The organism is Paraburkholderia nodosa DSM 21604, from assembly GCF_000519185.1.
Taxonomy (GTDB): domain Bacteria; phylum Pseudomonadota; class Gammaproteobacteria; order Burkholderiales; family Burkholderiaceae; genus Paraburkholderia; species Paraburkholderia nodosa.
On record NZ_JAFA01000003.1, the window covers coordinates 271,062 to 285,386 of the forward strand.

Here is a 14,325-nt window from a genome sequence, read left to right on the forward strand (position 1 = left end):
GTTTCAAACGGCGCCAGAAGCACGCAGCAAGTGGATCTCGTCCTTCGTGTAGCCGAATTCGGCGAGCACTTCGTCGGTGTGTTCGCCCAGCATCGGCGAACGCGTGACTTCGGTCGGGCTGTCCGAGAGCTTGATCGGGTTGCCCACCGTGAGGTACTTGCCGCGCACCGGGTGATCCACCTCGACGATCGTGCCGCTCGCGCGCAGCGATTCGTCGCTGGCGATCTCCTTCATCGAGAGAATCGGGCCGCACGGAATGTCGTAGCGATTGAGCACGGCCATCGCGTCGAACTTCGTGCGATGCATGGTCCAGTGCTCGATCTCGTCGAAGATCGCCTTCAGGCGCGGCAGGCGCGCATTCGGCGTCGCGTAGTCCGGGTCGTCGATCCACTCCTCGCGCCCGATCAGTTTGCAGATGCGGTCCCAAACAGGCGCCTGGGCGATGAAATAGATATAGGCGTTCGGATCGGTCTCCCAACCCTTGCACTTGAGAATCCAGCCCGGCTGGCCGCCACCCGACGCATTGCCCGCTCGCGGCACCGCCTCGCCGAAGCCGTCGTTGGGATACTGCGGGTACTCCTTCATGACGCCGGTGCGCTCGAGCCGCTGCTGGTCGCGCAGCTTCACGCGGCACAGGTTGAGCACGCCGTCCTGCATGGCCGCGAGCACCTTCTGGCCGCGCCCCGTGTGCGTGCGCTGATAGAGCGCCGTGACGATGCCGAGCGCGAGATGCAGGCCCGTGCCGCTGTCACCGATCTGCGCGCCGGAGACGACCGGCGGGCCGTCGTCGAAGCCCGTCGTCGACGCCGCGCCGCCTACGCACTGCGCGACGTTCTCGTAGACCTTGCAGTCCTCGTACGGGCCGGGGCCGAAGCCCTTCACCGAGGCGACGATCATGCGCGGGTTCAGCGTCTGTATGCGTTCCCAGCTGAAGCCCATGCGCTCGAGCGCGCCGGGCGCGAAGTTTTCGACCAGCACGTCGCAGTCGCGAATGAGCCGCTCCAGCACGCGTTTGCCTTGCGGGTTCTTCGTGTCGAGCGTGAGCGAACGCTTGTTGCCGTTGAGCATCGTGAAGTAGAGGCTGTCCGCGTCCGGCAAGTCGCGCAACTGCTCCCGCGTGATGTCGCCGGCGCCTACGCGCTCTACCTTGATCACGTCCGCGCCGAACCAGGCGAGCAGTTGCGTGCAGGTGGGTCCCGACTGCACGTGCGTGAAATCGAGGATGCGCACGCCGTTCAATGCCTTGCCCATGTCATGTCTCCTTATCTAATCGTGGCCGGGCGAGTTTTCGAAAATCGGTGGGGTTGCGTGGGCAGAGGCGTTTCGCGCGATGGCGCGTCATCTGCGTCCTTGAGCAATACGGTATGTGATATATCAGTACGAGGCAAGAGGGGAATTGCCCATCGGGAATGCCATTAGAATCGCGCCGAAGCCGTATCCACCATGGTTTTGGCGCAAGTCCGACGGTTTTGACGCGGTGCACACAAGGGAAAACCCCGAGCATTTGCTGCGTCTGATATGCCAGATTCCGTGTAATGGATGGCTGTAGGGCACCGTGATTTGGTCAGGGATGCCAGGGGTTGATGCGCATAAAGTCGGCCGGCGGAGGCGTTCAGCCGACGCGTGATGAATGGGCGTGATGGGACGTAAACGCAAAACGGGAGACCCGAAGGTCTCCCGTTTTGCGTTGAGTTCGCAGCGCTAGCTGTCCGCCTCAATCCAGGAAATCGCAGTTCTTGTCGACGTAGACCGCTAGATCGAGCGAATGCTGGCGCACAAGCTTTTCCGCCAGTTCGGTGTCGCGCTTCTCCAGTGCCTCGATAATGCGCAGATGATCGACGATCGAGCGCGAAGCCCGGTCGCTCTGCGAAATCGTCATGCGGCGAATGGCGCGCACGTGCACGAAGATGTTCTTGATGGTGTCGAGGATGATCTGCGAGCGGGAAAGCTCGACGATCGCCTGGTGGAACGCGATGTTGGCGTCCGAGTACTCGGCGATGTGTTCGGCGGGCGTGCTGTCGCGGAAGTCGTCGAACATGTGGCGCAGCCGCGCGATTTCCTCGTCGGTGGCGTGGATCGTGGCGAGGCGCGCGGCCATGCTTTCGAGCGCGGCCCACATCTGGATCATCTCCACGATCTCGCGCTTGCTCTTGCGCACGATATAGATGCCGCGGCGCGGCACCATGCGCAGGAAGCCTTCCTGCTCGAGCAGCGTCATGGCCTCGCGCACCGGCGTGCGGCTCACGCCGAGCGATTCGCTCAGCACGCGCTCGTCGAGCCGGATTTCCTCGCGCGACTGGTAGATGTCGGCGTCGGCAATGGCCTGGCGCAGCATGGCATAAGCCTGATCGCGCAGACTCAGTGTGGCGTTGATGGGCTGCAGCACCAGCTTGAGCGGTGCCGCTTCCCGGCTTGCTACAACTTCAGTTTGTTCTGACGACATTGATTACCTCTTTTCCGACCTGCGGACGGATTCGCGGACCGAATTGTGCACGACGAACGGCCCTGGCGCGCGGTGCTTCGCCCAAACCAGCGTACCGGCCATGCTGCGCGGCCTGCTCGATGGCAGACTGCGGCAGCCACCTGGCGATCATGACCGTAGCAGCTGCACCCAGACCCACGACCGCTGCACCGAACAGTGCGAGAGAAACGAAATCCATTTGAAGCTCCGCATGATTGAGTAATCGAATGACTCAATCATATGCTGCGTCGCGACAAAAAGCAATATTCTGTATGTGATATATCAGATGCAGTCGTTTCCCTACAACACTTCGATGCTTCGCGGGCTTATCAGGGGTGCGCTCCCACATTGTGGGCACGGTCGACCGGATATCCATGAAAAACAACCCATCCTAGTGAGAAACCGGTGCTGCCCGCAAGGGGTATGCTATCGAAGGGCACGATCGCGTCATGCAAAGGTGCGAACGAGACGCGCACGCAACACAAACTACGGCTGCCAAGCCATTTAAGCATTTCAGGTTGACAGCGCTGCAAGGCACCCCGCACACTCGACCCATGCACACTTCCTCCACCCGCCTCGTCATCGCAAACACGATGAATCATCCGTGGAAAACCCATATGGGTAGCCCACGGGGATGGTGTGCGTACTAGCAGTCTGTCGTCACGCAAATCACAAGCCCCGCCGGCATCGACGGGGCTTTTTGTTTTTCTGGGTGACAGCGCTCCGTTCGTCGGCTCCAAAAACTGGAGAAAACGATGGATGACGCTTTTCAGGCAGCTTCACTGACCGCTTCACAACCCGCCCCACAGCCCGCACCGCACGCCGTTGCGGACGCAACCGACCGCTTCGACGATCCGTTGCCCGCACAATCGATCCACTTCGCCGTGCCGTCCATGCGCACGCTCACCTGGCGCGTGAATGCGTCGGCCACGCTGCGGGTTCAGGTCGCCCAGGTGTGGGTCACGCGCGCCCGCTCGCCCTACGACCACTGGCTGCAACCGGGCGAGACGCTTCGGCTCGAGCGTGGCGAGCGCATCTGGCTCAGCACCGAGGCCGCCTTGCCGGCGCGCGTGAGCATCACGAGCGCTTGGCAGCCGCCGTTTGCGGGCGTACGGCGCGGTATGGAGCGCCTCGCCGCCTGGCTTGCGCTGCTCACGCTCCGGCGCTCGCGCGAGGCGTGATGCGCGAAGCCCTGGCGCTTGACGCGCTTTGAGCCGAAGCCAGAGCCGCAAACGCCAAAACGCCGGATGCACCGCCCAACTGGCGCATCCGGCGTCGTAAATCGAGGCGCGCGCGGCGCGCGATCAGAACTTGTGCCGCAGCCCGAGGTTCACGATGGTCTGGTTCGACGTCCCCGCGTAACCGTACGAACCGACCGACGCCTCTGCCGGCGTCGAGCCGCCGGTCCCGTTGCCGGTATCGCCGCTCGCATGCTGCCAGGCCGCCGTCATGTAAAGGTCCGTGCGCTTCGAAAGGCTGTAGTCCGCGCCGAGCGACACCTGGTTGTAATTCGCCGACGTATCGCCATTGGCGTGCGTGTAGCTATAGCCGATGCCGAGCAGCAGCGCGGGGTTCAGCTGATAGTTCATGAAGCCCTGGCCGGTGTTGTACTTTTGCGTCTCGCGGAACACCGAACTCGCATCGGGCGAGTAGCGCGCATTGCTGTAGCCGAGGCCGAAGGTGAACTGGCCGAGCTGATACTGCGCCGCCGCGCGCGCGATGGTGAGCGAGTGTGCCGTGGCGTAGCCGGAGTTGATCGGGCCGTCGAAGGTGCCGTCCGAGGTGCTCGTCCAGCCGCCGGTCCGAATGCCGTTCACGGCCTGGCTGTTCGCTGCGTAGAAGTAGCCGCCTGCCAGCGCGAGCGGACCGTTGGTGTAGTTGACCGCCGCCGAGTACGACTGTTCGGCGCCTGTCGAGCCCGCAATGCCGCCAAACGAGTACATCGCCGCAGCCTGGAGGCCGCTCCATACGGGCGTGGTGTACTTGACGGCGTTGTTCACGCGGAAGCTGTTGTCGTAGTTATCGACGTCGCCGGGCGTTGCGAACACGGAGCCGAAATAGTTGTCCGCCGTGATGCCCTGCACGAGGTCGATGAGCGGGTCATACTGCCGCCCGAGCGTGAGCGACCCGTACTGCTCGGCCGTCAAGCCCACGTATGCCTGTCGGCCGAACAGCCTGCCGCCCTGCGCGAGCGCGCCCGTGGACGGGTTGAAGCCGCTTTCCAACTGGAAGATCGCCTTGAGGCCGCCGCCGAGATCTTCGGCGCCTTTCAAACCCCATCGCGAGCCGGAGAGATTGCCGAAGCTGCTGTTGCCGAGCGTCCACAGGTTCTTGCTGCCGTCGGCGTGATTGACGTAGGTGATCGAGGTGTCGATCGTGCCGTACAGCGTCACGCTGGTCTGTGCCTGAGCCGTGCCGGCAACCCCGAGCGCGGCCAGCGAAAGGGAAGTCAAGGCTAGTCTTTTCACGTCATTCTCCCGGCCCAGTAAAACAACTCTTGACCAAAGCAGACTAACTCTCCCGCCGAGCATTGTAAAAGGATTAAACAAGCTGTCTCGAATTAGTGACAGCGATTTCAGGAAGCGCCTGGCTAACAACTAAAACATTAGATCCGGCTGCGCAACAATGCCCGAAGCGACTGCCTGCAACGCCCGCCACGCAAGGCTTTCGGCGAAGCGGCCCGATCGGCGCCTGTTTCAGCATGCGATCAGCGCCCACCCATTACTCATAACTTAACAATTACCTTGCCGTTCAATTCACTTGTTAATCAGGCTTTGCAAACATCAATCATCAAAAGATTATTCCCCAATTAAATCCGCTAGTTACGGCGCGTTTTCGCGCCCAATTGATCCGCACCCAATAGCGGTTTCTTGCACCGCGGCGTCAACCGGCGGGTAGTCCTATGCGTTTGCTGAGCTTAACTAGTCCTTTCCGAACGATTACGATTCGGCTCGAATTTCCGGTTCACGGCGCGAGGTGCGCGAGAACCGGCCTCGAAAGAACGTGAACGCAAAACGCGAATAAACACGATGTCACCGCCGGGGAAGCTGTAACAGTCGATACGGCGACATCGCAGAGAGCCACCAGACCGATCCATGTCTCAATCGCATTCTTCGCGCGCGGCGCGCGCCCTCGGGGCGCTGCACCGCCGCGCCGGTGCCCTGCACCTGCCGCGCTTTGTCGCGCCGGTGTTGGCACTCGGCATCTGCGCGCTGCTGCTGGTCGTGTTCCAGCACCTCTCGCGCACGGTCGACTACCACTCGGTGATCCGCCAGCTCTGGACGCTCACTCCGGCGCAATGGGTCGGCGCGCTCGCCGCCACGGCCGTGAGCTTCGTCGCGCTGGTCGGTCGCGACGCCGTGGGCCTGCGCTACCTCGGCGCACGCGTCTCGCGCGGCGCGCTGTGGGCCGGCGCGATCGCCGGCTCGGCGCTCGGCAACGTCACCGGCTTCGGCGCCCTCACGGGCGGCGCCGTGCGCTGCCGCGTGTATGGCGGCGCGGGCGTCACCGCCGCGCAGATCGGCCGCATGACGGTGTTCACGAGCGTCACGCTCGCCCTCGCCCTCGTGTTCATGACCGCGCTCGGCATGGTCGGCGCCGCCGGCACACTCTCCGGTCTGCTGCATCTCTCCCCCGACGAGCTGCGCCTGATCGGCGGCGTGGTGCTAGGCTGCGGCGCGGTGATGGTCGTCCTTTGCCCCCCAGGCGCGCGCGAGATCGAGCCGTTCGGCCGCGCCTGGCTGCGCTTTTCGGTGCCGGCACGGCGCGACCTCGTCGCGCAGCTGCTGCTGGCCGCGCTCGACGTGGTCGGCGCCGGGCTTGCGCTCTGGTCGGTCATGCCGCATGCGCTCCTCGGCTTCACCGACTTCCTCACCGTGTATTGCGCCGCCATGCTGCTCGGCCTGATCGGCCACACGCCCGGCGGCATCGGCGTGTTCGAAGCCGCGATGGTCTACGCGCTCGGCCCGAGCGTGCCCACCTCCAAGGTGCTTGCCGCGCTGCTCGCCTATCGCGCGATCTACTTCGGCGCGCCGCTCGCGCTCGCCGCGGCGGTGCTCGCCGTATTCGAGGGCCGCGCGCTCAAGACACCGCTCAGCGCCCGCTTTGCGAAGCGCGGCGCCGACGGCGTCTCGCAACTCGCGCCGCTGTTCCTCGCCATCGTGACCTTCGTGACCGGGAGCATGCTCGTGATCTCGGGCGCCACGCCCGCGTTCGCCAAGCGCATCGCGCTGCTGCAAACCATCGTGCCGCTCTGGGTGCTCGAAAGCTCGCAGCTGATGGGCAGCCTCTTCGGCGTGTTGCTCCTCTTCGTCGCGCGCGGTCTGCTGCGGCGCCTGGACGCCGCCTGGTGGCTCGCGCTCGTGATCGCCATGGCCAACCTCGCGCTCTCGCTCGCCAAAGGCCTCGCCTTCGTCGAAGCGGGCGTACTGTGCGTGCTGATCGTGCTGCTCCTCGGCACGCGCAAGCGCTTCAATCGCCACTCGTCGATGTTCTCCGAGCGCTTCACGCCGGCCTGGCTCGCCTCGGTCGGCTGCGTGATCGCGCTCGCCGTGTGGGTGCTGCTGTTCGCCTTCCGCGACGTGCAGTACTCGCAAAGTCTCTGGTGGCAATTCGCCTTCCACAGCCGCGCCCCGCGCGCGCTGCGCGCCACGCTCGGCGCCGGCGTGTTCGCCGCCGCGCTCGCGCTGTGGCAATTGCTCCGCCCCGCCGCGGGCCGCTTCGTGATGCCCCCGAGCGAAGACCTCGAAGAGGCCGCGCGTATCGTGCGCGCGCAGGAACGCAGCGACGCGGGCCTCGCGCTGATGGGCGACAAGAGCTTCCTCTTCTCCGCCTCGCGCAAGGCGTTCCTCATGTACGCGAAGCGCGGCCGCACGTGGGCGGCGCTGCACGACCCGGTCGGCCCGCGCGAAGAGTGGCCCGCGCTGATCCGCGAATTCGTCACGCTCGCCCATACGCACAACGGCCGCGCGGCGTTCTACCAGGTGCGCGCCGACGCGCTGCCGCTTTATCTCGACGCCGGCCTCACGCTGATGAAGCTCGGCGAGGAAGCGCGCGTGATGCTGCAAGAATTCGACCTCAAGGGACCGCAGCGCGCGCATCTGCGCTACGCGCTCAAGCGCGGCGAACGCGATGGCTTTTCGATCGAACATATCGAGCCCACGCAGATGGGCTCGAGCCTGCCGGTGCTGCGCGCGATCTCCGACGCCTGGCTGCAGGACCGCGAAGCGCGCGAAAAGAGCTTCTCGGTGGCCGCGTTCGACGACGACTATCTCGCCGCGCAGTCCGTGTTGCTCGTCCGCCAGAACGGCGAGCCGCTCGCCTTCGTCACCTTCATGACGACCGATCTGAACACCGACGCGACGGTGGGCGTCATGCGCCATTTGCCGGGCGCCTCGTCCTACGCGATGGAGTATCTGTTCACGCAGCTCGCGCTGCATCTGAAGACCGCCGGCTACCAGTCGCTCTCGCTCGGCATGGCGCCGCTCTCGGGCATGGGTCCCTCGCCGCTCGCTTCGTCGTGGCACCGGCTCGCGGGCTTCATCTGGCGTTTCGGCGGCCGCTTCTATAACTTCCGGGGGCTGCGCGGCTTCAAGAACAAGTTCGCGCCGCGCTGGGAACCACGCTATCTGGCCGCCTCGGGCTCGATCAGCGTGTTCATCACACTCGCCGATCTATCGCTGCTGGCAGGAGGCTGGCGCTCATGACATTCCGAATTCCCAAGCTGCCGCGCATTGCAGGCACGGCAGCGGGCGCCGCTGTGCTCGCGTTTTTCACGGCTCACGCGAACGCGGCTTCGACGCCCCCCTCGATGCCCGCTTCCGCCGCGACGATGCACGTTTCCGGCGGCCGTTACGGCGAGGTCGCGGTGACGAAACCGAGTGGCGCGATGCGCGGCTTCACCGTCCTGTTCTCGGCGGACCCGCACTGGAGCGCCGCCGACCAGACGCGCGCCGACGCGCTCGCGCAGCATGGCGCGCTCGTCGTGGGTGTGGATACGGAGCGCTATGCGCAGAACCTGTCCGCCGTGAAGAACGAGACCTGCCACAAGCTCTACAGCGACGCCGAAGCGCTGAGCCACCAGCTCGAACGCCAGCAAGGGGCCAGCGAGTACTACGCGCCGATCGCCATCGGCAGCGGCGAAGGTGCGCTCATCGCACAGCGCATGCTCTCGCAGGCGCCCGCGAACACGATGGCGGGCGCCGTGTCGCTCGATCCTGCCGCGAAGCTCGACGCGCGCTTCGCCCCCTGCCCGGCGGACCCCACGCTCTCGCGCGGCAATGGCCTGCCGGGCTTCTTCGAGCAGGGTGTGACGACGAAAGATGCGCGCGCAACCAGTGCTGGCGCCCCGCGTGCCTTCGCTCCCGGCGTTGCCGACGCCGACAAGATCGTTGCACTCACCTCGAATCACCTGCGCGTCGTGACGGAGAGCGAAGAGGACGTGTCGGACCTGCCGCTCGTCGAACTGCCCGCGGCACACCCCACCGACATGCTCGCGGTGGTGATCTCGGGCGACGGCGGCTGGCGCGATCTCGACAAGACGATTGCTGAAGCGCTGCAAAAGCAGGGTATTTCGGTGATCGGCTGGGACGCGCTGCGCTACTTCTGGAGCGAAAAGACGCCCGAGCAAACGAGCCACGATCTCGCCCGCGTGCTGAAGACCTACGGCTCGCGCTGGCATGCGCAGCACATCGCGCTGGTGGGCTACTCGTTTGGCGCGGACGTGATGCCGTTCGCCTACAACCGTCTGCCCGACGCGTTGCGCGCGAAGGTGTCGTACATGTCGCTGCTCGGCTTCGCGCCGGACGCCGACTTCCAGGTCCGCGTGACGGGCTGGCTCGGCATGCCCGCCAGCGACAAGGCACTGCAGGTGCGCCCGGAACTCGCGAAGGTGCCGCCTTCGATCGTGCAATGCGTGTATGGCGAGGGCGAGAAAGACACGCTGTGCCCGGCGCTCGTGAATACCGGCATCGACGTCGTGAAGACGAACGGCGATCACCACTTCGACGGCGACTACAACGCGCTCGCGGGGAAGATCATCGCGGGCTGGAAGAAGGAGATCGCGGCGCGGGGGTGAGGGGGAGCGTCGCTTTTCCGTACTCGCTAGATGAGCCAGAACGCGCTGGCGCGAGCCATGAAAGTGCCGCTGCGGCGCATCAACGAAATCGTGCATGGCGCGCGCAGCGTGACCGCTGACACCGCACTGCGTCTCTCGATCGTATTCGGCACCTCACCGCAGTTCTGGATGAACCTCCAGAGCGACTACGATCTGGAGGAGGCCGCAAGAAACGCCGATCTCTCGGAACTTCGGCCCCTCGCGGCATAGGCGTCCCGCCCCTCACTTCCTCCCCACCAGATACTGCACGCCCTGCGGCCCGTAGCGCTCGGCGTGCGGCAGGTTGGCGGCGAGATGAAACACGTCGCCGGCCTTGTAGAGCCGCTCCTCGTCGCCCACGCGGATGTGCAGTTCGCCCTCGATGACCAGCGCCTTCGCTTCGAACGGATGCGAATGGACCTCCATGACGCCGGCTTCGCGCGTCACGACGACGGGCTCCGGAAAGCCTTCCTCGGCCAGGCTGCGGATGAATGTTTCGCGCTGCATGATTCGTCTCCTCGATCGACGGCGTCGACCCGCCGGCAGCCAGTTTGGCACGCGCACTGAGGCGCTGCACGACCTCGCTTCCTGCCGTGCCGCCAGCCCGCGCGCAATAATGCCGGTCAACCTTTCACTCAAATCAACTTGAAAGGTTTTAGAAAAATTTCCCCTTACATTACCAAAAGCTTTCAACTATAACGACATCACATGTCGCGATTTCCGCTATCTCGCGCATGCCTTAGCCCGCCCGGCCTAGCCGGCGGGCTTTTTTTCTGGCGCCGGCAGCATCGATCGAAATCTTTCAAAAAGCATACTCATCAATACCCAGAGCTAGTAGAAGCCCTGAGATGTCTTCCGCTTGACTTCATTGATATATTACATATTGTGTAAACGACTGTCAGCTAAACGACAGAAATCGTGACTGCGATCCGGGCGAATTCCGCCCCTCGCAGATGGCCATTCATTCGAAGAAACCGGAGACACACATGGAGCATCGGCAAGGAGGGGCGTCGCGATTCGCGTCGCCGTGGACGCAACTCGTGTTCGGCGTCATCTGCATGGCGATGATCGCCAACATGCAGTACGGCTGGACGCTGTTCGTCAATCCGATCAACGAGAAGTACCACTGGGGGCGCGCGGCGATTCAGGTCGCGTTCACGATCTTCGTCGTCACCGAAACCTGGCTCGTGCCCGTGGAAGGCTGGCTCGTCGACAAGTACGGGCCGCGTCCGGTGGTCGTGGCCGGCGGGCTGTTGTGTGCGGTTGCCTGGGTGCTCAATTCGGTCGCGGCGTCGCTGCCGATGCTCTATATCGCGGCCGCAATCGGCGGGCTGGGTGCTGGGGCCGTTTATGGCACGTGCGTCGGCAACGCGCTCAAGTGGTTTCCGAACCGGCGTGGGCTCGCGGCCGGCATCACGGCGGCGGGCTTCGGAGCGGGGTCGGCGGCGACCGTCGTGCCGATCGCCAACATGATCAAGAGCAGCGGATACGAGTCCACCTTCCTCTGGTTCGGTCTGGGGCAAGGGATCGTCGTGCTCGTGCTCGGCTTCGCACTCAGCGCGCCCGCCTCGCACGGCGTCGCCGCGGCGAAACGCGCCATCGGGCAAATGGGACACGCGGCGAAGCAGCTTGCGCAGGGTGCGAGCGCCGTCTACAACGCGAGCCCGCGCGAGGTGGTTGCGTCGCCCATCTTCTGGGTGATGTACGCCATGTTCGTGATGATGGCCGCAGGCGGTCTGATGGCGACCGCGCAGCTCGGCCCTATCGCGAAGGATTTCGGCCTGCACGACTCGCCCGTTTCGCTGCTCGGCCTCACGCTGCCCGCGCTCACGTTCGCGCTCACCATCGACCGCGTGCTCAACGGTCTCACGCGGCCCTTCTTTGGCTGGGTATCGGACCGCATTGGCCGCGAGAACACGATGTTCGTCGCGTTCGGCATCGAGGCGATCGGCATCGTGCTGCTTTCGCAATACGGTCACAGCCCAATGGCGTTCGTCGTGCTCACGGGCATCGTGTTCTTCGCGTGGGGCGAAATCTACAGCCTCTTTCCCGCTACCTGCGGCGACACCTTCGGACCGAAGTTCGCCGCGACCAACGCGGGTCTGCTCTACACCGCGAAGGGCACGGCCGCGCTGCTCGTGCCGTTCACGAGTGTGATCACCGCGGCAACCGGCAGCTGGCACGCGGTATTCATGCTCGCCTCGGGCATGGCGGCGGTCTCAGCCCTGCTCGCCATATTCGTGCTCAAGCCATTGCGCCAGGCCCATCGGCAAAAGCATGCGGAACCGGCGGCCGACTTCCCGTATGGCAGCCCGCTCGTCCAGGACTGAGCCGTCTTATCTCGCGAAACCATAAAAAAACGCCGGCGTGAGCCGGCGTAAAGAGAGACTGCTCTAAACCTTTGCTCAGGCGACCACGGGCGCCGCCTTCGCGTCCTCTTCCTGCTCCACGGAGGAGCGGATCAGGTAATCGAATGCGCCGAGCGATGCCTTCGCACCTTCGCCCACGGCGATCACGATCTGCTTGAACGGCACGGTCGTCACGTCGCCCGCGGCGAACACGCCCGGCACCGACGTCTGGCCCTTCGCGTCCACTTCGATCTCGCCGTGCTTCGACAGCGCCACCGTGCCCTTGAGGAACTCGGTGTTCGGCACGAGGCCGATCTGCACGAACACGCCTTCGAGTTCGAGCTGACGCTTCTCGCCCGACGTGCGTTCGAGCCAGGCGAGACCCGTGACCTTCTGGCCGTCGCCGGAAATCTCCGTGGTTTGCGCGTTCACGTGCACCGTGACGTTCGGCAGGCTGCGCAGCTTGCGTTGCAGCACTTCGTCCGCACGCAGTTGCGCGCCGAATTCGAGCAGCGTGACATGGCTCACGATACCGGCCAGGTCGATCGCCGCTTCCACGCCCGAGTTGCCGCCGCCGATCACCGCGACGCGCTTGCCCTTGAAGAGCGGACCGTCGCAGTGCGGGCAGTAGGCCACGCCCTTGTTTTTGTACTGCTGCTCGCCCGGCACATCGACATTGCGCCAGCGCGCACCCGTGGCGAGCACTACGCTCTTCGCGCGCAGCGTCGCGCCGCTTTGCGTGCGCACTTCGAAGCCGTTACCCGTGGGCACGAGCGCTTCCGCGCGCTGCAGATTCATGATGTCGACGTCATAAGCGCGCACGTGCTGCTCCAGCGCCGTGGCGAACTTCGGCCCTTCCGTTTCCGTCACGGAAACGAAGTTCTCGATGGCCATCGTGTCCAGCACCTGGCCGCCGAAGCGCTCGGCGAGCACGCCGGTCTTGATGCCCTTGCGCGCCGCGTAGATCGCAGCCGCAGCGCCAGCGGGGCCACCGCCGACGATGAGCATGTCGAAAATATCCTTCTGGTTCAGCTTCTCGGCGGCGCGCGACGATGCGCCCGTGTCGAGCTTCGCGAGAATCTCTTCCACGCCCATGCGGCCCTGGCCGAACACTTCGCCGTTCAGGTAGAGGGTCGGCACGGCCATGATCTGGCGCTTCTCGACTTCGTCCTGATACAGCGCGCCGTCGATGGTGACGATCTGCACGTTCGGGTTCAGCGCGGCCATCGCGTTGATCGACTGCACGACTTCCGGGCAGTTCTGGCACGACAGCGACATATAGACTTCGAACGAGAACACGCCGTCGAGCGCCTTCACCTGTTCGATGGTGTCGTTCTCGAGCTTGACGGGGTGGCCGCCCACCTGGAGCAGCGCCAGCACGAGCGACGTGAATTCGTGGCCCATCGGGATGCCCGCGAACGTGACCTTCACGTCGGAGTTCGCGCGCTTGATGTCGAACGAAGGGGTACGCGCGTCGCCGGCTGCGGCGCCACGGCGTTCTTCGTAGGCAATGCGATGCGAGAGCGATGCGATGTCCTGCAGCAGTTGCTGCAGTTCTTGCGACTTCTCGCCATCGTCCAGGTACGCAACGATCTCGATCGACTGCGTGACTTTTTCGAGGTAGCTTTTGAGTTGATCTTTGAGGTTGGCGTCGAGCATGGCTTTTTTTCCGGCTAGAGAAGAAGCAGGGGAATTCTAAGTATTGCCTGGCAATTTCGCCGTTCCGCTCATGGCGTCAAGAGGCGAACAGGGCACCCGGGCCGCGGCCGCGTGGGCGCGGCCCGGGGATACAGCTAGTCAGACTTCGGCGTCATGCGATCAGGGCGATCGCATGGATACTGCGACGCTTAGATCTTGCCGACGAGGTCGAGCGACGGCTTGAGCGTTTCAGCGCCCGGCGTCCACTTGGCGGGGCAGACTTCACCCGGGTGCGATGCCACGTACTGAGCAGCTTGCACCTTGCGCAGCAGTTCCTTGGCGTCACGGCCGATGCCGTTGTCGTGGATTTCGCACAGCTTGATCTCGCCTTCCGGGTTGATCACGAACGTGCCGCGCAGTGCCAGGCCTTCTTCTTCGATCATCACGTCGAAATTGCGCGTGATTGCGCCCGTCGGGTCGCCGACCAGCGGGTACTTGATCTTGGCGATCGTGTCCGACGTGTCGTGCCATGCCTTGTGCGTGAAGTGCGTGTCGGTCGACACACCGTAGACTTCAACGCCGAGCTTCTGGAATTCTGCGTACTGGTCAGCCAGGTCGCCGAGTTCCGTCGGGCACACGAAAGTGAAGTCGGCCGGGTAGAACACGACAACCGACCACTTGCCCTTGAGGTTTTCTTCTGAGACCGGAACGAACTTGCCGTTGTGGTATGCGGTTGCCTTGAACGGCTTGACTTGCGTGTTAATGAGAGACATGCGTTGTTTCCT

General features: G+C 64.3%; 12 protein-coding genes. 5 read left to right on the plus strand and 7 right to left on the minus strand.

Annotated features, from left to right (window positions below; all coding sequences use genetic code 11):
- Positions 1-3 precede the first annotated feature (3 nt).
- From frc to A3CW_RS50755, 3 genes are all read right to left on the minus strand, one after another.
- On the minus strand, positions 4-1,251 hold the full coding sequence (gene frc, locus A3CW_RS0105790) for a formyl-CoA transferase (protein ID WP_028202715.1): 1,248 nt from the start codon (positions 1,249-1,251) through the stop codon (positions 4-6).
- A gap of 463 nt (positions 1,252-1,714) precedes the next feature.
- The gene (locus A3CW_RS0105795) at positions 1,715-2,443 is read right to left on the minus strand and encodes a GntR family transcriptional regulator (RefSeq protein WP_028202716.1); all 729 of its coding nucleotides are present in this window, start codon (positions 2,441-2,443) and stop codon (positions 1,715-1,717) included.
- A complete protein-coding gene (locus tag A3CW_RS50755; protein ID WP_081771534.1) occupies positions 2,424-2,660 on the minus strand; it encodes a hypothetical protein in 237 nt (78 codons plus the stop codon). Before A3CW_RS50755 ends, A3CW_RS0105795 begins: the two co-directional genes overlap by 20 nt.
- A gap of 556 nt (positions 2,661-3,216) precedes the next feature.
- Here A3CW_RS50755 and A3CW_RS45380 point away from each other — a divergent pair.
- A complete protein-coding gene (locus A3CW_RS45380) occupies positions 3,217-3,642 on the plus strand; it encodes a DUF2917 domain-containing protein (RefSeq protein WP_063750806.1) in 426 nt (141 codons plus the stop codon).
- Positions 3,643-3,765: 123 nt separating this feature from the next.
- Here the strand turns inward: A3CW_RS45380 and A3CW_RS0105805 are convergent, their stop codons facing one another.
- Entirely contained in the window at positions 3,766-4,929 is a 1,164-nt protein-coding gene (locus tag A3CW_RS0105805; RefSeq protein ID WP_028202717.1) for a porin, read from the minus strand.
- A 627-nt stretch (positions 4,930-5,556) separates the two neighbouring features.
- On the opposite strand from A3CW_RS0105805, the gene mprF reads away from it, so the two are divergent.
- The 3 genes from mprF to A3CW_RS45390 are packed head-to-tail and all read left to right on the plus strand — an operon-like array spanning position 5,557 to position 9,785.
- The gene (gene mprF / locus A3CW_RS0105810; RefSeq protein WP_028202718.1) at positions 5,557-8,166 is read left to right on the plus strand and encodes a bifunctional lysylphosphatidylglycerol flippase/synthetase MprF; all 2,610 of its coding nucleotides are present in this window, start codon (positions 5,557-5,559) and stop codon (positions 8,164-8,166) included.
- Entirely contained in the window at positions 8,163-9,536 is a 1,374-nt protein-coding gene (locus A3CW_RS45385) for a virulence factor family protein (protein ID WP_051481250.1), read from the plus strand. The genes mprF and A3CW_RS45385 overlap by 4 nt, the downstream gene beginning before the upstream one ends.
- A gap of 30 nt (positions 9,537-9,566) precedes the next feature.
- Positions 9,567-9,785: a HigA family addiction module antitoxin gene (locus A3CW_RS45390; RefSeq protein WP_035512400.1), complete on the plus strand. Its 219-nt coding sequence runs from the start codon at positions 9,567-9,569 to the stop codon at positions 9,783-9,785.
- 12 nt (positions 9,786-9,797) lie between these two features.
- On the opposite strand, the gene A3CW_RS0105825 is transcribed toward A3CW_RS45390, so the two are convergent.
- On the minus strand, positions 9,798-10,061 hold the full coding sequence (locus A3CW_RS0105825) for a cupin domain-containing protein (protein WP_028202719.1): 264 nt from the start codon (positions 10,059-10,061) through the stop codon (positions 9,798-9,800).
- Positions 10,062-10,540: 479 nt separating this feature from the next.
- On the opposite strand from A3CW_RS0105825, the gene oxlT reads away from it, so the two are divergent.
- Positions 10,541-11,884 (plus strand): oxalate/formate MFS antiporter, encoded by a 1,344-nt coding sequence (oxlT, locus tag A3CW_RS0105830; RefSeq protein ID WP_028202720.1) that lies wholly within the window; start codon positions 10,541-10,543, stop codon positions 11,882-11,884.
- 75 nt (positions 11,885-11,959) lie between these two features.
- Here oxlT and ahpF read toward each other — a convergent pair whose 3' ends face one another.
- Together ahpF and ahpC are read right to left on the minus strand one after the other, a co-directional pair.
- Complete coding sequence (ahpF, locus tag A3CW_RS0105835) at positions 11,960-13,561, minus strand: alkyl hydroperoxide reductase subunit F (protein WP_028202721.1); 1,602 nt, start codon at positions 13,559-13,561, stop codon at positions 11,960-11,962.
- A 188-nt stretch (positions 13,562-13,749) separates the two neighbouring features.
- A complete protein-coding gene (ahpC, locus tag A3CW_RS0105840; RefSeq protein ID WP_028202722.1) occupies positions 13,750-14,313 on the minus strand; it encodes an alkyl hydroperoxide reductase subunit C in 564 nt (187 codons plus the stop codon).
- Positions 14,314-14,325 lie beyond the last annotated feature (12 nt).

Bases quoted from the DNA above. Each gene is read 5' to 3' on its own strand.
- A3CW_RS0105825 (WP_028202719.1), bottom strand. From the start codon at position 10,061: ATGCAGCGCGAAACATTCATCCGCAGCCTGGCCGAGGAAGGCTTTCCG.
- ahpC (WP_028202722.1), bottom strand. From the start codon at position 14,313: ATGTCTCTCATTAACACGCAAGTCAAGCCGTTCAAGGCAACCGCATAC.
- oxlT (WP_028202720.1), top strand. From the start codon at position 10,541: ATGGAGCATCGGCAAGGAGGGGCGTCGCGATTCGCGTCGCCGTGGACG.
- frc (WP_028202715.1), bottom strand. From the start codon at position 1,251: ATGGGCAAGGCATTGAACGGCGTGCGCATCCTCGATTTCACGCACGTG.
- A3CW_RS45385 (WP_051481250.1), top strand. From the start codon at position 8,163: ATGACATTCCGAATTCCCAAGCTGCCGCGCATTGCAGGCACGGCAGCG.
- A3CW_RS45390 (WP_035512400.1), top strand. From the start codon at position 9,567: ATGAGCCAGAACGCGCTGGCGCGAGCCATGAAAGTGCCGCTGCGGCGC.
- A3CW_RS45380 (WP_063750806.1), top strand. From the start codon at position 3,217: ATGGATGACGCTTTTCAGGCAGCTTCACTGACCGCTTCACAACCCGCC.
- A3CW_RS0105795 (WP_028202716.1), bottom strand. From the start codon at position 2,443: ATGTCGTCAGAACAAACTGAAGTTGTAGCAAGCCGGGAAGCGGCACCG.
- A3CW_RS50755 (WP_081771534.1), bottom strand. From the start codon at position 2,660: ATGGATTTCGTTTCTCTCGCACTGTTCGGTGCAGCGGTCGTGGGTCTG.
- ahpF (WP_028202721.1), bottom strand. From the start codon at position 13,561: ATGCTCGACGCCAACCTCAAAGATCAACTCAAAAGCTACCTCGAAAAA.
- mprF (WP_028202718.1), top strand. From the start codon at position 5,557: ATGTCTCAATCGCATTCTTCGCGCGCGGCGCGCGCCCTCGGGGCGCTG.